General features: G+C 58.5%; 16 protein-coding genes. 13 read left to right on the top strand and 3 right to left on the bottom strand.

Annotation, left to right across the window (positions count from 1 at the left end; genetic code table 11):
- Positions 1–122 precede the first annotated feature (122 nt).
- Positions 123–650, top strand: coding sequence for a cytochrome b561 (gene cybB / locus MXM41_RS02780; protein WP_325929774.1), 528 nt, complete (start codon positions 123–125; stop codon positions 648–650).
- A gap of 3 nt (positions 651–653) precedes the next feature.
- Positions 654–1,928, top strand: a complete 1,275-nt coding sequence (locus MXM41_RS02775) for an MFS transporter (RefSeq protein ID WP_325929773.1) — start codon at positions 654–656, stop codon at positions 1,926–1,928.
- A gap of 77 nt (positions 1,929–2,005) precedes the next feature.
- Here MXM41_RS02775 and MXM41_RS02770 read toward each other — a convergent pair whose 3' ends face one another.
- The 3 genes from MXM41_RS02770 to MXM41_RS02760 form a co-directional block, all read right to left on the bottom strand.
- Entirely contained in the window at positions 2,006–2,224 is a 219-nt protein-coding gene (locus tag MXM41_RS02770; RefSeq protein WP_325929772.1) for a hypothetical protein, read from the bottom strand.
- 121 nt (positions 2,225–2,345) lie between these two features.
- Positions 2,346–2,528 (bottom strand): general stress protein, encoded by a 183-nt coding sequence (locus MXM41_RS02765; RefSeq protein WP_103179772.1) that lies wholly within the window; start codon positions 2,526–2,528, stop codon positions 2,346–2,348.
- A gap of 329 nt (positions 2,529–2,857) precedes the next feature.
- Positions 2,858–4,192, bottom strand: a complete 1,335-nt coding sequence (locus tag MXM41_RS02760; RefSeq protein WP_325929769.1) for a PLP-dependent aminotransferase family protein — start codon at positions 4,190–4,192, stop codon at positions 2,858–2,860.
- A 93-nt stretch (positions 4,193–4,285) separates the two neighbouring features.
- Between MXM41_RS02760 and MXM41_RS02755 the strand changes: the two genes are divergently transcribed.
- From MXM41_RS02755 to MXM41_RS02705, 11 genes are all read left to right on the top strand, one after another.
- The gene (locus tag MXM41_RS02755) at positions 4,286–5,167 is read left to right on the top strand and encodes a DMT family transporter (protein WP_325930827.1); all 882 of its coding nucleotides are present in this window, start codon (positions 4,286–4,288) and stop codon (positions 5,165–5,167) included.
- An 18-nt stretch (positions 5,168–5,185) separates the two neighbouring features.
- A complete protein-coding gene (locus MXM41_RS02750) occupies positions 5,186–6,070 on the top strand; it encodes a dihydrodipicolinate synthase family protein (RefSeq protein WP_325929768.1) in 885 nt (294 codons plus the stop codon).
- A 454-nt stretch (positions 6,071–6,524) separates the two neighbouring features.
- Complete coding sequence (locus MXM41_RS02745; protein WP_325929767.1) at positions 6,525–8,105, top strand: arylsulfatase; 1,581 nt, start codon at positions 6,525–6,527, stop codon at positions 8,103–8,105.
- A gap of 49 nt (positions 8,106–8,154) precedes the next feature.
- Positions 8,155–9,450, top strand: a complete 1,296-nt coding sequence (locus MXM41_RS02740; protein WP_325929766.1) for an anaerobic sulfatase maturase — start codon at positions 8,155–8,157, stop codon at positions 9,448–9,450.
- Positions 9,447–10,445, top strand: coding sequence for a MoxR family ATPase (locus MXM41_RS02735; protein ID WP_325929764.1), 999 nt, complete (start codon positions 9,447–9,449; stop codon positions 10,443–10,445). The genes MXM41_RS02740 and MXM41_RS02735 overlap by 4 nt, the downstream gene beginning before the upstream one ends.
- A complete protein-coding gene (locus MXM41_RS02730; RefSeq protein WP_325929762.1) occupies positions 10,445–11,350 on the top strand; it encodes a DUF58 domain-containing protein in 906 nt (301 codons plus the stop codon). Before MXM41_RS02735 ends, MXM41_RS02730 begins: the two co-directional genes overlap by 1 nt.
- On the top strand, positions 11,351–11,791 hold the full coding sequence (locus MXM41_RS02725; RefSeq protein WP_325929760.1) for a DUF4381 family protein: 441 nt from the start codon (positions 11,351–11,353) through the stop codon (positions 11,789–11,791).
- Positions 11,784–12,761 (top strand): VWA domain-containing protein, encoded by a 978-nt coding sequence (locus MXM41_RS02720; protein ID WP_325929759.1) that lies wholly within the window; start codon positions 11,784–11,786, stop codon positions 12,759–12,761. The genes MXM41_RS02725 and MXM41_RS02720 overlap by 8 nt, the downstream gene beginning before the upstream one ends.
- On the top strand, positions 12,758–14,281 hold the full coding sequence (locus tag MXM41_RS02715) for a tetratricopeptide repeat protein (RefSeq protein ID WP_325929758.1): 1,524 nt from the start codon (positions 12,758–12,760) through the stop codon (positions 14,279–14,281). Before MXM41_RS02720 ends, MXM41_RS02715 begins: the two co-directional genes overlap by 4 nt.
- Positions 14,278–15,294 (top strand): oxygen tolerance domain protein, encoded by a 1,017-nt coding sequence (locus MXM41_RS02710; protein WP_325929757.1) that lies wholly within the window; start codon positions 14,278–14,280, stop codon positions 15,292–15,294. The genes MXM41_RS02715 and MXM41_RS02710 overlap by 4 nt, the downstream gene beginning before the upstream one ends.
- Positions 15,291–16,286 (top strand): HAD family hydrolase, encoded by a 996-nt coding sequence (locus MXM41_RS02705; RefSeq protein ID WP_325929756.1) that lies wholly within the window; start codon positions 15,291–15,293, stop codon positions 16,284–16,286. Before MXM41_RS02710 ends, MXM41_RS02705 begins: the two co-directional genes overlap by 4 nt.
- The last annotated feature ends 33 nt before the right edge of the window (positions 16,287–16,319 follow it).

The following is a 16,319-nucleotide window of genomic DNA, read 5'->3' as shown; positions in this document are numbered from 1 at the left end:
GCGAGGCAATTGAAGATGGCTCATCTGCGCGGAAGTTTTTGAAAAGTCGGGGACAATAATTAATGAATTTTTAACTGAAGCTGGGTATTTTACGTTTTTTCGCCTTCTGTTCAGGAAAGACTATGCGCAATAAATACACCGGCCTGCAAATAACAATTCACTGGCTGGTTTTTCTGCTGGTGATCGTGGCCTACTGTGCCATGGAGTTTCGCGGCTTTTTCCCCCGCAGCGCCCGCCCGCTGATTAACATGATCCATGTGTCATGCGGCATCTCCATTCTGGTGCTGATGGTGGCGCGTCTGCTGGTGCGCCTTAAGTATCCGGCACCGCCGATCGTGCCAAAGCCTGAACCGATGTATATCGGCTTATCCCACCTCGGCCACCTCGCTATCTATCTGTTGTTTATTGCCCTGCCGCTGATAGGCCTGGTGATGATGTATAACCGGGGCAACACCTGGTTTGCCTTTGGGCTGGGAATGCCGCACGCCGCCGAGTCGAATTTCGATCTGGTGGATACGCTGAAAGCCTGGCACGTCACCCTGGCGAACCTGGGCTATTTCATTATCGGGATCCACGCCTTTGCCGCGCTGCTTCACCACTACTACTGGAAAGACAACACCCTGCTGCGCATGATGCCAAAGAAGCGTTAAGGGATGCCTGTGGCGCGTAATCTGCGCAAGGTGCTGCTTGCCACGGGCGTCGGCCATTTTGTCGAATGGTTCGATTTTGGCCTTTACGGCACGCTGGCCGCCCTTATTGGCATGAACTTCTTTCAGGCGGGCGATCCGGTGATGGCGCTGCTGTCGTCATTTGCAGTGTTTGGCGCCGGGTTTGTGATGCGTCCGCTGGGCGGGCTGTTTTTTGGCTCCCTCGGCGACCGTATCGGACGCCGCAGGGTACTGGCCACCGTGATTCTGCTGACCTCCGGGGCCACCTTTCTGATTGGGCTCCTGCCCACCTGGTCGCAGGTGGGGCTGCTCGCCCCAGCGCTGCTGGTGCTGGTGCGTCTGGTTCAGGGCTTTGCCGCCGGGGGCGAGAGCGCAGGGGCCACCACCTTTCTGGCCGAGTATGCTCCCGCCGATCGCCGGGGGTATTTCACCAGCTGGATCGATAATTTTGGCTTTCTGGCCTTTGTGGCCGCCTCGGGCCTGGTGCTGCTGCTCACTGCTGCACTGGGGGAGGCGGCGATGAACGACTGGGGGTGGCGTATCCCGTTTTTACTCGCCGGGCCGCTGGGCTGGATTGGCCTCTACCTGCGTACCCATCTTGAGGACTCCCCTGAATTCCTGGCGCTGCAGAAAAGCCATAAAACAGAAGCCGCACCGCTGCACACGGCGTTGGCCACCGAGCGGCGCGCGCTGAGCTTCTGCATCGGTTTTGTGGTGATTAAAGCAGTGGGGCACTGGCTTTTACAGGCCTTTATTCCCGGCTATCTGACAACGACGCTGCGCTACCCGACGCAGCAGGCCTATCTCATCACCACCCTTGGCCTTCTGGCTGTTGCGGTGATGGTGCCCTTGATGGGCTGCCTGTCGGACAGGTTTGGCCGCAGGCCGCTGATGCTGGCGGGCTGTATCGGGTTTGTTCTCCTGACCTGGCCCGCCATGCAGGTGATGGCGCAGGGTGATGTTCGATCCGGGTTACTGGCGATGCTGCTGCTGGGGATCTGTATCGCCGCCTTTGACGGCGCCAGCAGTGCGGCCATGGCGGAGCTTTTTCCCACCCGCATTCGCTATGGCAGCATCGCCATCGGCTATAACCTGGCAGTGGCGTTCTTTGGTGGCATCACGCCGTGGTTCTCAACGTATCTGATCGTTGAAAGCGGCAATCCGCTCTCACCTGCGCTGTTTGTCATGGCGGCGGCACTGATCACCTTCCTGACGGTGTTAGGGGCAAAAGAGACCGCCGGGCTGCCGCTGCGTCGCTAAGCGCGGCATAAAAAAGCCCGGCGGGGAAGGCCGGGCAAACAATAAGCACAACAAAAGTTGCATTACTTAACAGCTGATTACTTCAGATCGCGACGCGCCATGGCGTTAACCAGGTATGACTGACGCTGACTGAGCCTCACGTCACTGCCAGCGTCTTGTCCGCCGACGATATTGAACGCCGGGCTACCGCTATCCGGTGAACGTGTACACTCTGCATCCGCCGGAATTATCCAGCCGACATCATCACGGGTGCGATGATTATTGCGTGCGTTACGAACTCGTCTTCTCAAATGCATAACATAACCTCCGTATAATATATCGGGCTGCGTTTGCATGGTGTGGCAAAATTGCCGCTCGGTACGTCCGTGAATATATTGTCTGACATATCGCCGTCAGCGGGAAATATATCGCCGCAGATCAGGCCGCGGGTTTACGTCCGCCACCGCGACTATTTTGTCCGCCTTTTTTCCCCGCCTCGGATGCCCGCTGCGGATCGTTTTTGAAGTTACCGCCGCTGCTCTGTCCGCCTTTACGGCCCGCCTGGGATGCACGCTCCCGGTCTTCTGCGAAATTGCCGGAACCGCCTCGATGATTAGCCATAACATGTCTCCAGTTTTTCGTTGAGATACTTTTGAGAAAAACTAATTTTCTCAAATGCGTGCACGAATAAATGTAGACAGAACGGGTAAAACGTCAATAAGCCTCCCGGTGCGTTTTTTTCATCCATAGTAAGCTATTTAAATTTGTTACCGGGAAGAGTGGAAATATATCCTCGCTAATAAATAAGTTAGCGAGCCTTATATATCTGGCGAATAATTTTAGGGCGAAGAGGCGTGTTTACAGGACCGTAAAATAATTCCTTGCCGCTGCACAATTAAGACAAGTCTTACCCCCCCCGAAGCTCGGGGAGGTCTCTTTTTGCGCCCGGCTTAGCGGCTCTGTTCCAGTTCTATCGCCGCTTTAACCTTCTGCAAGGCGTGGCGTAATGTCTCAACCGGCACCGATCCAAGAGCGACCCGAATCGCCTGCGGTACCGTGCCGGAGGTGGAAAAAGGTTCTGCGGTGGAGACCGAGATGTTGGCGTCCATCAGCGTCTTTACCACCCGATCGGCCCGGGCCTCATCCGCCAGCGGCAGCCACGCGAAGTAAGAGCCGGGATGGGTAATGCAGGGCAGATCCCCCAGCGCCGCTTTCAGTACCCGTTGCCGCTGTCGGGCATCGCGCCTTTTCAGGGTTTCAAAGCGGGCTACGGTGCCGTCCTGGATCCAGTGACAGACCATGGCGGTCATTACCGACGGCGTATTCCAGGTGGTGGCCCGGATGGCCCTCTCCAGCGCCGGGCGCAGGTCAGACGGGCAGACCACCGCACCCACCCGCAGGCCGGTCGCCACGTTTTTTGAAAAACCGGTGATATACACCGTTCGTTCAGGGGCAAAGCAGGCGACAGGCGGTGGCGGGCGGCGGATCAGCCAGCTGTAGGCGGTGTCTTCGATAATCAGCAGATCGTGCTGCCGGGCAATGTTCGCCAGCGCCTGACGCTGATGGCGGTTCAGCACCCAGCCCAGCGGATTATGCAGCGTGGGCATGGTGTAAATTGCGCGCACGTGCCGCCGCTGACAGATCTGGCGTAACGCGGCCAGATCCGGGCCGGTTTCCGTTCCCGGAATGGCGATAAGCTCCAGATGATACAGGGCCGCCAGCGCCTTAAAGCCGGGATAGGTGAGGGCGTCTACCGCCACCACGTCGCCGGGCCGGAGCAGCCCCAGCAGGGCGATCGTCAGGCCATGCTGGGCCCCGTTCACAATAAGCACGTTGTCCGCCGCGGGTTGAAAATGCGGCCCGGCGAGATGTGCGGCCACGATCTCCCGTTCGGTCTGCCTGCCTGCATGGGGCTGATAGCGCAGGTGCGATTCAATATCACCCAGGCCAGCAATCTTTCTGAGCGCCTCCCGCAGCAGCTCTCCCTGACCCGGCAGGGCGGGATAGTTGAAGTTCAGATCCAGCACGTCGGTAGCAACCGCATGCTGATCGATCCCCTGGCCTGAGGGTAACAGGATCTCCCTGACGAAGGTGCCCCGTCCGGTTTCTCCGCTGACCAGCCCCATCTGTTCCAGCTCGGCATAAACCCGCGTGGCGGTGGCCAGCGAGATATGTTCCCGGGTGGCAAGCATCCGGTGCGTGGGCAGCCGGGTGCCTGCCGTCAGGGTTGCAGAGCGGATCAGCTGCGCGTAGCGATCCACAATCTCTTTGTAGCGGGCCTTCACCAAATGTATCCATGACAATAATTTGATTGTACTGAACTGGCGAGACTACCATCCGGCCATCAGAGGCTCAACCCATTAATGAATAAGGTGGGAATGATGGACAGTGCAACGGATAAACAGGCGCTTTCGGGCTGGCTGAACGGCCTGCTGGGGGTGGTGATTTTCAGCGGCTCTTTGCCCGCCACGCGGATTGCCATACAGGATTTTGATCCCTTTTTCCTGACCTTTGCCCGGGCCTCCATTGCCGGGGCGCTGGCCCTGATCCTGATCCTCGGATTGCGGGAAAAACGCCCGCCCGCCGCCCGGATTGTGCCGCTGATGATTGTCTCCCTGGGCGTGGTGATCGGCTTTCCGCTGCTGACCGCCCTGGCGTTGCAGCACGTTACCGCCGCCCACTCGATTGTGTTCCTCGGATTGTTGCCGCTGATGACCGCTATTTTCGCGGTGCTGCGCGGCAAGGAGCGCCCCGCCAGGGCGTTCTGGATCTTTTCGGTGCTGGGCAGTCTGCTGGTGGTAGGGTTTGCCCTCGCGCAGAGCGTCTCGCTCTCGCTGACGGGCGATCTGCTGATGCTGGCGGCGGTGATCGTCTGTGGTCTGGGCTACGCCGAAGGTGCCGCGCTCACCCGGGAATCCGGCGGCTGGCAGGTGATCGGCTGGGCGCTGATCGTGGCGCTACCTTTCATGGTGGTTGCCGCGCTGCTGACAATGCCTGCATCATTGCACGGGACAAGGGTTTCAGCCTGGGTCGCGCTTGGCTATGTGTCGCTGTTCAGCATGCTGATCGGGTTTATCTTCTGGTACAAAGGGCTGGCCCGGGGTGGGATTGCCGCCGTCGGGCAGCTTCAGCTGTTGCAGCCTTTTCTCGGGCTGGGGTTGTCCGCCACGCTGTTGGGTGAGGCGGTCAGCCCGTTGATGCTCTTTGTGACGCTGGGCGTGATTCTGTGCGTGGTGGGTTCACGAAAATATGGCCGTTAATTTTATAAGGAATGCAGCATGTTTACAGGTCTGAGCGCATTTCCCCTGACGCCGCTGGTGAAGGGTGAGATTGATGAAAACGCCTTAGTTACGCTGATTGAGGCGCTGGCGGAGGCGGGGGTACATTCCGTCGGCGCGCTGGGTTCTACCGGGAGTTATGCCTATTTAACCCGGGAGCAGCGTTTTGCTGCCACCAGGCTGGCGGTGAGCGCTGCCGCGGGGGTGCCGGTGATGACCAGTGTCGGCAGCGTCAATGCGGAGGAGGTGATCAGGCTGGCAGAGGATGCGCAAAAGGCCGGGGTGAGCGGCCTGCTGCTGGCGCCGCTCTGTTACCAGAAACTGACGGCAGAGGAGGTGTTCTCTCTGTACGAGCGCGTCTGCGGTGAGATTTCCGTTCCGCTCTGTATCTACGACAATCCGGCCACCAGCGGTTTTGAGTTTACCGATGAGCTGCTGGTGACGCTGTCATTTTTACCCCATATGGGTTCCATCAAGTTGGGCGATCTGCCCGCCGATCCGGCGGCTGCTTCAGCGCGCGTGGCGAAGCTGAAAAGCCAGGTGGCAGCGGGGGTGACGATTGGCATCAGCGGGGATGCGCAGTCGGCTGCCGGGCTGCTGGCGGGATGCGACGTCTGGTACTCGGTGCTGGGCGGGCTGTTCCCGGATTATTGCCTGCGGTTGACGCAGGCGGCGCTTCGGGGGGACAGGGAGGAGACCCGGCAGCTGAATAACGCGCTGGCGCCGTTATGGGCGTTCTTCCGTCGGTACGGGAGTTTGCGGGTGATTGCGACGGTGGCGGAGTTGCGAGGGCGTGTGGCGGCGCCGTGTTTGCCTTTTCCGCTGCGGACGCTGGCGGGGGAGGAGCGGGAAGCTCTGGAGAGGGTGATGGTGGAAGTTTTTTGATCTTGCAGGCCTGTGCAGATGGAGCACTGCCGGGCAATGTACACAGCGCCTGTGAAATCAGGCGCATATGTTTAAATCAGCGAGCGACCCACCAGGCATATTAAAACGATACCGCTTTAATAATGGTAAATAAATAACGACCATTATTTATAACGTTATTCGATCAATAAATGGGGTTAAACGAATACCTTTCCCTGTTTATTTTCAGCACGCTAAGGTTGTGCTTTATCTGTTTCAGGTAAAGCCTGAATTCCACTTTGTTAATACCATTTTTCGGCATTGATTTTTGGGCCGGTTTTTTTGCTTAAAGTTTAATAATAAACAACTTAGCGGTTCTTTTTCCGGCATAAATCACCAAAAATAGCGGGCGCTTTCACACTATTAATTAGACGCAAACACACCGTTTTATCTTTTGCTTTCTGTGTTTTTTGCATCTAATCAAAGGAGTTTCACCATGCTGAAGACCGTTCCCTTTAAGCGGACAGTGTTGGCCAGTATGCTCACCCTTGCATCAAGTGCAATCAGTGCAGCCTATGCCGCCCCCGCAAAATCCACCACTGCCCCAGAGCAAAATAACTCCAAACCTAATATCGTCGTTATTTTTGGTGACGATGTCGGGTACTGGAACCTGAGTACCTATAACCAGGGCACCATGGGTTATAAGACGCCTAATATCGACAGCATTGCCAATGAGGGGGCCAAATTTACCTCTTATTATGCCGAACAGAGCTCTACAGCGGGCCGCTCGTCCTTTATTACCGGACAGATGCCGTTCCGTACCGGCATGAGTAAAGTGGGGATGCCGGGCGCACCGCAGGGTATCAGTAAAGATGATCCGACCATCGCCACTATCCTTAAGCAGCTGGGCTACGCCACCGGGCAGTTCGGTAAAAACCACCTCGGGGACCGGGATGAGTTCCTGCCCACCGCCCACGGTTTTGATGAGTTCCTCGGTAACCTTTATCACCTCAACGCCGAAGAAGAGCCTGAGAACCCGGATTACCCGAAAGATCCGGCATATCGTAAACAGTTTGGCCCGCGCGGCGTGATTAAGAGCACCGCGGATGGCAAAGTGGAAGATACCGGGCCGCTCACCATCAAGCGCATGGGAACGGTGGATGATGAGACCCTGGCTGCCAATAACGACTTTATGGAACGTCAGGTTAAAGCCGGTAAGCCGTTCTTTACCTGGTACAACACCACCCGCATGCACAACAAAACGCACCTGAAAGATGCCAGTGTCGGGGCGACAGGGCTTGGCACCTATGCCGACGGCATGGTTGAGCATGATAAGACGGTAGGTGAGGTGCTGAAGAAAATTAAAGATCTCGGCATCGAAGATAACACCATCGTGGTGTACACCACGGACAACGGCCCGATGCTGGCCACCTGGCCTGACTCCGGGATGACGCCTTTCCGCGGTGAGAAAAATACCGGCTGGGAAGGGGGCTTCCGCGTCCCGGCGATGATTCGCTGGCCGGGGCATATCAAGCCGGGCACGGTCATTAACGATATCTTCGGCAGTAATGACTGGTTCCCAACCCTGGTAGCCGCTGCGGGCGTGCCGGACATCAAACAGCAGCTGTTAAAAGGCTACAAAACCACCTCCATGACCTACAAGGTTCACCTGGACGGCTATAACCAGCTCGACTTCCTGCAGGGCAAAGGTGAAGACCCGCGTAAAGAGTTCTTCTACTGGAGCGATGACGGTGACCTGCTGGCGATCCGCTATGGCCGCTGGAAAGCGCACTTTATGATTCAGGAACATACCGGCATGGACGTCTGGCGTTATCCGTTTACTAAACTGCGCGTGCCGATGATCTTCGATCTCGAGATCGACCCGCTTGAGAAAGGCGATACCGGTATGGACTACAACAACTGGTTCTACAGCCGCCTGTTCCTGCTGGGCGGTGCGCAGAAGTACGTTGGCGAGATGCTGCAAAGCTTCCAGGCGTTCCCGCCACGTCAGAAACCAGGGTCGTTCACCGTTTCCGACGTTCAGTCGCTGATTGAGCAAGGCGCGAAGAGCAATTAATTGTCGTCATAAACCGGGTGGGCAACCACCCGGTCATCAGGGGATCGCGATGAAATACAGCACCACGTTGCCTGTTAAAGCGTTACCGTCCGCAGAAAAGTATGACGGCAAGGGGCCTGCGTATACCAGACGCTTTCACGTCATGGCGAAACCCACCGGCTCGACCTGTAATCTCGACTGCTCATACTGTTTTTATCTGCACAAAGAAGAACTTCTGCATCAGGATCGCCATACCGGTATGAGCGATGAGGTCCTGGAGAACTTTATTCGCCAGTACATCGATGGGCAGGATGGCGACCAGGTAGTGTTCTCCTGGCAGGGAGGCGAACCCACCCTGATGGGGCTAGAGTTTTTTGAAAAAGTCGTCAAATTCCAGAAACAGTATCAAAAACCCGGTCAGCGCATCGAAAACGACCTACAAACTAACGGCGTGCTGATTAACGATAAATGGGCTGAATTTCTTAAAGAACATCGCTTTCTGGTGGGGCTGTCCATCGACGGGCCACGAGAACTGCATGACCGCTACCGCGTGACGCGCAGCGGCAAACCGACCTTCGACAGGGTGATGACGGGCGTTGAGGCGCTGAAAAAATATCAGGTGCCCTTTAATGCGCTGGTGACGGTCAACCGCACCAACGCATGCTTCCCGCTGGAGGTGTACCGCTTCGTCACGCGCGAACTGGGGGCAACCTACGTTCAGTTTAACCCCTGCGTAGAACCCGTCGATTTCAAGAGCACTGCGCCTCAGTTCTGGCGTGATGAGACCATCCCGGTAACCGGCACCCGTCGTGCCAGACCGGGCGATTTAGACTCCATTGTCACCGACTGGTCGGTGGATCCCGAGGACTGGGGCACCTTCTTAAAAACCGTCTTCGAAGAGTGGGTAAATAACGATTTAGGCCGCGTGCAGGTAAACCTGTTCGAAACGGCAGTGGCGCAAACCATGGGGATGCCTGCGCAAATCTGTACCGCCTCTGAGTTTTGCGGCAAAGGGCTGGCGGTAGAGAAAAACGGCGATATCTACTCCTGCGACCACTATGTCTACCCTGAATACCAGATTGGCAATATCGCCGACACTAAGCTGGCACATATGGCCTTTTCCGAACGGCAGAAAGCCTTTGGTTCAGGCAAAAAAGAGACCCTCCCTGAATACTGTAAACAGTGCCCGTACCTCAGGCTGTGCTGGGGGGAGTGCCCGAAAAACCGCATTGTGCGCACCCCGGACGGTGAAACAGGGCTCAATTACCTGTGCCCGGGCATTAAGGCGTTCTTCAACTACGCTGAGCCGATTCTGGTCGGGATCGCCACGCTTTTAAAACGTGACTTTGCAGGATTGCGTAAATGACAAACAGAGAAAAGCTGCTTCAGCTTGAGCAGCGCATGAATCAGCAGGTGTTAGGCCAGGAATCAGTAGTAAAAATGCTGATTGTGGCGCTGCTTTGTGATGGACACGTCTTGCTGGAAGGGCTGCCGGGGCTGGCAAAAACCCGCGCCGTACGCGAGCTGGCCCGCCATGTAGAAGGCGATTTTCGCCGCATTCAGTTCACCCCGGATCTGCTGCCATCGGACATCACCGGCAGCGAAATTTACCAGCAGAATGCCACTCGCGAGGAGGATCAGTTCCGTTTTCGTCCCGGGCCGGTGTTCGGCAATATCATTCTGGCGGATGAGATAAACCGTGCCTCGGCGCGCGTGCAGTCGGCGCTGCTGGAGGCCATGGAAGAGCGCCACGTCACCGTTGCCGGCAAAACCTGGCCGCTACCCGGCGTGTTCATGGTGCTGGCGACGCAAAACCCGGTGGATCAGGAGGGGACCTGGCCGCTGCCGGAGGCCCAGCTCGACCGTTTTCTGATGAAAGTGCTGGTGGATTACCCGTCAGATGAAAACGAGCAAAAAGTGATGCAGATGGTGCGGGCCGAACAGCAGCAGAAATATCTGGCGCAAAGCGCCGAGCCTGCCGCCGTTCAGCCAGAGACCCTGATGCTCTCTCAGCAGGATATCGCCAGCTGCTGGCAGGAGATCTCCACTGTTCATGTCGCCCCAACCATTGAAAATTACATTGTGAACCTGGTGAACATGACCCGTCAGCCCCAGAAGGTCAGCGACACGCTGGCGGACTATATCGGCATTGGCGTCAGCCCGCGCGGCACCCTGGCGCTGGATCGCTGTGGCCGCGCCCTGGCCTGGCTTGAAGGCCGCGACGCGGTGCTGCCGGAAGATATTCAGCGCGTAGCCCCGCCGGTTCTGCGCCATCGACTGATGCTGAGTTACCAGGCCAGTGCCGATAACCGTTCGCCGGACGACATTATTCGGATGCTGCTTGACGCTGTGGTGGCCTGATGTACAGCAGATTGATCGTCAATCGCGCTATGCTGATGGCGCTGGCGGAGGAGGCGCGGTTACTGACGAACCCGCCGGGTCAAATTCCCCCTGGGGCGCTGGCCGGTGAGCGCGTCTCCCGTCAGCAGGGACGCGGGCTGAACTTTGACAGCCTGCGCCGCTATCAGCCCGGTGACGACGTGCGGTTGATTGACTGGCAGGCCACGGCGCGCCTGAGAACCCCCTGGATCCGTCTCTACAACGAAGAGCGCGAGCGGCCGGTGTTTCTGATTGTTGACCAGCGGCTGGATATGTATTTTTCCACCCGCGGACAAACCAAATCCGTTGCCGCCGCCAGGATTGCCGGGCTGCTGGCCTGGCGTAGCTGGCATGACGGCGACCGTATCGGCAGCCTGGTGTTCAGCGACACTGAATACAGCCTGCAAAAATGCCGCACGCCAGCCCGCAACTTATCCGCGGTGCTGAATGACGTGCTGCGCTATAACCAGGCGCTACCGGCGCGCTACCCTGAAGAGGTTCCTGCCTCTGTCACGCTCAGCACTATCCTTCAGCGTGCCATTCCGCTTATCCCGGGCGGCGCATGGGTGGCGGTGTTAAGTGATTTTCACGATCTGGACGCCACCGGAGAAGCCCTGCTGGCAGCCCTGAGACGACGCTGTGAAATCAGCGCCTTTGTCACCCAGGACGATCTGCACCTCCGGCTTCCGCCCCACGGCGATCTGGCCGCCCGTTATCAGGGGCGCGAGGCCGCGTTTTCGCTTTCACCCCGGCTTAAGGATGACATTGAAAAGAGCGTCACGTCCCGGCTGGCGCGTCTCGAAAATCGCCTGGTGCGCCTCGGTGTTCGCGTAAATCAGATTGTGGTCAGCCAGGACCTGATTAAACAGCTGCAAAAGGGAGTCTGAATGCTGGAGAAAGGATTTAGCGTGCCGGAACTTGCCGTTCCGCCGCTGCCGCAGAGTATCTCCTGGTTTCCGTTGCCGCCGGGCTGGTGGGTGGCGGGGGCGGTGGTACTTATCCTCGTGCTGCTCCTGGCCCTGTTTCGTTTTGCCCGCTGGCGCCGTAACGCCTGGCGGCGGGAAGCGCTTGCCGCGCTGCAACAGCCGCACAGCGTCGATGGCTGGCTTGAGCTCATCAAACGGATCCTGCTGATGCACCAGCCGCGCGCGGAGATCAGCCAGACGATCAGGCCCGAACAGCTCCTGCAACAGGTGGCCATCGACAATGCGTTACGCCAGCAGTTGTGTGCCCGCTATTGCCAGGCCGATAACCAGCTCGACGCCAGGCACAACGCGCGTTTGCAGCTTCAGCTGAAAAACTGGCTGGAGAATCTGCCCTATGTTTGAGTATCTGAGCCGTATCGATTTCGCCTGGCCGTGGGCCGGGTTGCTGATTTTATTGCCGCTCATCGGACGCTATTTTCTCTCCCGGGAGCGTGAGGTAAAAGAGCAGGTCCGGGTGCCGTTTTTACCTGAACTGATCGATGAACTGCAGCTGAACAGCCAGCCGGTCCGCAGCGGTAAACTCTCCAGCCTCTTGTTCTGGCTAATCTGGCTGCTGCTGGTTGTGGCGCTTTGCCGCCCGGAGTACCTGACGCCGCCGCAGCATATTCAAAAACCGATGCGCGATGTGGTGCTGATTCTGGATGTTTCCGGTTCTATGGGTAAAAACGACGTTCAGGGGGGCGCGACCCGCCTGCAGGCGGTTCAGGCCTCGGTCAGAAAATTTGTGGCGGCCCGGCAGACCGATCGCATCGGCCTGGTGATTTTTGCCAGCAAGGCCTGGCCCTTTGCCCCGGTCAGCGAAGATAAGCAGGCGCTGCAGACCCGCATCAACCAGCTCTCGCCCGGCATGGTGGGCCAGCAAACGGCCATCGGCGATGCGCTGGGGGTAGGGGTAAAACTGCTCGACGGCAGCGCAAATACAGAGGCCAGCAAACTGGCGATCCTGCTTACCGACGGTAACGATACGGCGTCACAGCTGGCGCCTGAACTGGCCGCACAGCTGGCCGCCGCCCATCACGTGCAGGTGCATACCATCGCCTTTGGCGATCTTAACAGTACCGGAGACGACAAAGTGGATCTGCCGCTAATGCAGAATATTGCGCGGATCACCGGGGGGCAATCCTGGACGGCGGCTAATTCGGGCGCCGCGCTGGACAGCGTCTGGAAAGAGATCGACGCCATGACCCCCGTGCAGGTGAAATCCATTGGCTGGTCGTGGCACGTTCCGCTGTTCCAGTGGCCGCTGCTGCTGGCGCTGGGGTTACTGATCCTGCTCGCGGTCGGGCGTTTCATTCGGGAGAGAACCGCATGAGTGACTTTCACTTTATTCATCCCTGGTGGTTAGTCGGTCTGCTCTTATGCGCGCTAGTGTGGTTTGTGGCGACCGGGCAGCGCAGCGCCTGGCACCAGATTATGGACAAACCCTTTGCCAGGGCGCTCATACTGGGGCAAAAAAAGCGCATCACCCGGGTTCTGCCGTGGCTCTGCGCGCTGGGGATTATCGCGCTGGCAGGCCCCACCTGGCAGCGGGAACTGCCCGCCGCCCTGACGCCGCAAAGCAATCTGATGGTGGTGCTGCAGCAGGATCCGTCTATGGAGGCCCGGGATCTCGCCCCCAGCCGCCACCAGCGGATGCAAAGTAAAATTATGCAGCTGATGTCGCGCTCAACGGGAACGCATTTTGGGCTGGTGGTGTATGACGCTCAGGCGTATCTCACCACCCCCCTGACCGTTGACCCCACGTTCTATTCGCTGTTCCTGCATGCGCAGAATCCCGGTCTGTTGCCCGGGGGAGATGGTTCCGGGTTACAGCACGCCATCGCCCTGGCACTGAAGAATATGCCGGACGCCCCCGACGCGCCGCGCAATATTCTGCTGATTGCCGATACGATCTCGTCAAAGGATGCAGCCTGGCTCGCAGAACAAAAACTGCCGTTGCAGCTCTGGGTGCCGGGTACGGCACGGGGCGGGGAACTGCCTGAAGCTTACGCCCAGCGCGGGACCGATACGCGCCTGAACGTCGGGCGCTTCAGTCAGCTCCGCGACAGCGGTATTCCGGTGACGCTGGTCTCCCGCGATGACAGCGATCTGCCGGTCATTGCCCGCCATCTTCAGCAGTCGGTGGCTTCGCAGAATAACGCCCGGGGCGATCTGCACTGGAAAAACAGCGGGTATCTGCTGGCGATCCCGATGCTGCTGTTGCTGCTGTTCGGGCGGCGGCAGCTGATTTGCGCGCTGGTTGTTCTGACCCCGCTGCTGTATGCCCCGCAGGGTCACGCCGCCTGGCAGGATGCCTGGATAAGCCCCGATATGCAGGGACAACGGGCGTTCAACAAGGGTGACTACGCCAAAGCAGCGCAACGCTTCCAGGATCCGCTCTGGCAGGGCATTGCGTACTACCGTGCTGAGGATTTTGTCGCCGCCGCGTCGGCGTTTCGCCAGGCGCCGCAGACCGCCGATACGCTTGTGTGGCTTGGCAACAGCTACGCCGGACAAAAGCAGTGGCAGCAGGCGATCGTCAGCTACGATCGGGCCTTAAGCCTGCGTCCTGACTGGGCGATGGCGCAAAAGAACCGTGCCGCTATTGCCACTATCATTATGCAGTTACGTCAGAAAGAGCGCGATCGTCAGGCTGCCCAGGGCAAAGAGCAGGACTACAAGCCCGACGAGATCAAACACGATCTGAAGAAAGGCCAGGGAGTGAATCAGCAGGATCTCCAGCCCACGGCCAGCAGCAATCCGCAGGTGGAGCAGTGGTTTGACAATCTCGAGGTCTCGCCGTCCGGCCTGCTGGAAAATCTCTATCGCGCCAACACGGAGCCGACGCCATGAAAGCTCTCCTTCTTATGCTGCTGCTGGCGGTATTGCCCGCCCGCGCGGCAATGGATATCACCCGCGAGCTGGTGGCGCCCGAACAGGTTGCGCCAGGCCAGCCGGTAGTGGTCGCGGTCACCTTCTGGACGGACAGCTGGTTTAATCCGCCCCCGGAATGGCCCGATTTTGTTATTAAAAACGGGGCGTTAACGTCCACGCCGCTACCCAGCCAGCTGTTGACCCGGCGCCAGGGCGGCACCACCTGGAGCGGTGTGCGCCTCGAAAAAGAGGTGATGGCGTGGGACCAGGGCGATCTGCTGCTGCCCGCCACGGACGTCACGCTCACCTCGGCCAGCCAGGCGCCGGTCACCGTGCATCTGCCGGAGCTGAAAACCGCGGTGGCGTGGCCCGAGGGCGTGGAACAACCGGACCGTTTTCTCCCTGCCAGCCGCTTAAGCCTGGCCCAGAAAATCACCCAGTTTCACGCCAGCCATGACGGTGAGCTGCATGTGGGGGATGTGGTCGAGCGCGTCGTGACGGTGAACGCCAGCGGGATCGCCCCGGCGCAGATCCCGCAAATTTTGTATGCGATCCCGGGAACCGATACGCAACGTCTGACGCCGGAGAACACCCTGGTGAAGTCGGGGCGCGGTCAAATCGAAGGGGCCCGGCGGGTGGAGACGCTCAGGTATCTGCCGACCCAGGCGGGTGAAATTGTCCTGCCACCCGTCAAGTTACGCTGGTGGGATACCGACCATCAGCAGTGGCAGACGGCCGAATTACCGGGTGACAGGTTGCAGGTCGCCCGGGCGCGGGCTGAGGGCAGCGAGTCGGTCCTGCGCGGAACGACCGATGAAGACCGCTGGCGAACAGGGCTTATGGTCGCGGTTGCGGTTCTGGTGGCTATCGTTATCGGATTCATGCGCCGTCTGCTGTGGCGCAGCGTGAAATATCTCTATCACAGTTGGCGCAACTTCTGGGCACCGGTCCACCTGCCCGGACTGACGCCGGAAAAAAGAGGTGAACAATGAACAACAAGCTAGCTCTCAGTGTGTTGCTGTTCGGCGTCGTGAGCGGCGCTCAGGCGGCGGATCCGCTCTCAGCCTGGAATGATACCGCCGCAAAAAGCGCCATTGTGCAGTGGGTACAAAATGCGACCAATGCGGATCGTTCGACCTTTATTCCGGCGGACAAACGTTACGTGGTGTTTGATAACGACGGCACCCTGTGGCCTGAGGCGCCGCTGACGTTCCAGCTGCAGTTTGCGGTGGATGAGGTTAAACGCCTCGCGCCGCAGCACCCGGAATGGAAGAACGATCCGGTGCTGGGCGCCGTGCTGAATAACGATCTGAAAGCGGTTGCGGCTTCCGGTGAGAAAGGGTTGATGCAGCTGCTGGCCGCCACGCACAGCGATATCACCACCGAGGAGTTCGACCAGCGCGTCAGCCGGTGGGTGGATAACCAGCGCGATAAACGTTTTGGCTGCCGCTACGACAGCATGGGGTATCAGCCGATGCGCCAGCTGCTGGACTATCTGCGGGAGAACGGCTTTAAAACCTGGATTATCTCTGGCGGCGGAATCGACTTTATGCGGGTGTTGAGCAAAAAAATGTACGGCATTCCGCCTGAGCAGGTAGTCGGTTCGTTCGCCCTCAGCGACTTTTCGCTCACCGATAACGGCACCCAACTGCGCAAAACCATGAAAGGGGCGTTTAACGACGATGCCGCAGCCAAACCTGTCGCCATCCATCTGTTTATGGGGCAACGTCCGGTGGCGGCGTTTGGCAACAGCGACGGCGATTTGGCCATGATGCAATACACGGCGGCCAACCCGGATTACAGAACATTTGGGCTCATTGTTCACCATACCGATGCCGAACGCGAATATGCCTACGACAGCCATCCCCCCGCCAGCGGAAAACTGGTTGAGGGGTTAAGCGTGGCGAAAGAGAAAGGCTGGACGGTGGTGGATATGCAAAAAGACTGGAAGAGCGTTTTTGATCCCGCGCTATGCCAGCAATAACCTGAGCCAAAGCCTGTGGTCCCTCTTTACCTG

It is taken from the genome of Leclercia adecarboxylata (genome assembly GCF_035787115.1).
In the GTDB taxonomy this organism is placed as follows: Bacteria; Pseudomonadota; Gammaproteobacteria; order Enterobacterales; family Enterobacteriaceae; genus Enterobacter; species Enterobacter adecarboxylatus_E.
Note: the sequence above shows the minus strand (reverse complement) of the source record. Positions and strands in the feature narration are given on the sequence as shown.

Coding starts and splice junctions, on each gene's coding strand:
- cybB (WP_325929774.1), top strand. CDS start 123: ATGCGCAATAAATACACCGGCCTGCAAATAACAATTCACTGGCTGGTT.
- MXM41_RS02775 (WP_325929773.1), top strand. CDS start 654: ATGCCTGTGGCGCGTAATCTGCGCAAGGTGCTGCTTGCCACGGGCGTC.
- MXM41_RS02770 (WP_325929772.1), bottom strand. CDS start 2,224: ATGCATTTGAGAAGACGAGTTCGTAACGCACGCAATAATCATCGCACC.
- MXM41_RS02765 (WP_103179772.1), bottom strand. CDS start 2,528: ATGGCTAATCATCGAGGCGGTTCCGGCAATTTCGCAGAAGACCGGGAG.
- MXM41_RS02755 (WP_325930827.1), top strand. CDS start 4,286: ATGATGGACAGTGCAACGGATAAACAGGCGCTTTCGGGCTGGCTGAAC.
- MXM41_RS02750 (WP_325929768.1), top strand. CDS start 5,186: ATGTTTACAGGTCTGAGCGCATTTCCCCTGACGCCGCTGGTGAAGGGT.
- MXM41_RS02745 (WP_325929767.1), top strand. CDS start 6,525: ATGCTGAAGACCGTTCCCTTTAAGCGGACAGTGTTGGCCAGTATGCTC.
- MXM41_RS02740 (WP_325929766.1), top strand. CDS start 8,155: ATGAAATACAGCACCACGTTGCCTGTTAAAGCGTTACCGTCCGCAGAA.
- MXM41_RS02735 (WP_325929764.1), top strand. CDS start 9,447: ATGACAAACAGAGAAAAGCTGCTTCAGCTTGAGCAGCGCATGAATCAG.
- MXM41_RS02730 (WP_325929762.1), top strand. CDS start 10,445: ATGTACAGCAGATTGATCGTCAATCGCGCTATGCTGATGGCGCTGGCG.
- MXM41_RS02725 (WP_325929760.1), top strand. CDS start 11,351: ATGCTGGAGAAAGGATTTAGCGTGCCGGAACTTGCCGTTCCGCCGCTG.
- MXM41_RS02720 (WP_325929759.1), top strand. CDS start 11,784: ATGTTTGAGTATCTGAGCCGTATCGATTTCGCCTGGCCGTGGGCCGGG.
- MXM41_RS02715 (WP_325929758.1), top strand. CDS start 12,758: ATGAGTGACTTTCACTTTATTCATCCCTGGTGGTTAGTCGGTCTGCTC.
- MXM41_RS02710 (WP_325929757.1), top strand. CDS start 14,278: ATGAAAGCTCTCCTTCTTATGCTGCTGCTGGCGGTATTGCCCGCCCGC.
- MXM41_RS02705 (WP_325929756.1), top strand. CDS start 15,291: ATGAACAACAAGCTAGCTCTCAGTGTGTTGCTGTTCGGCGTCGTGAGC.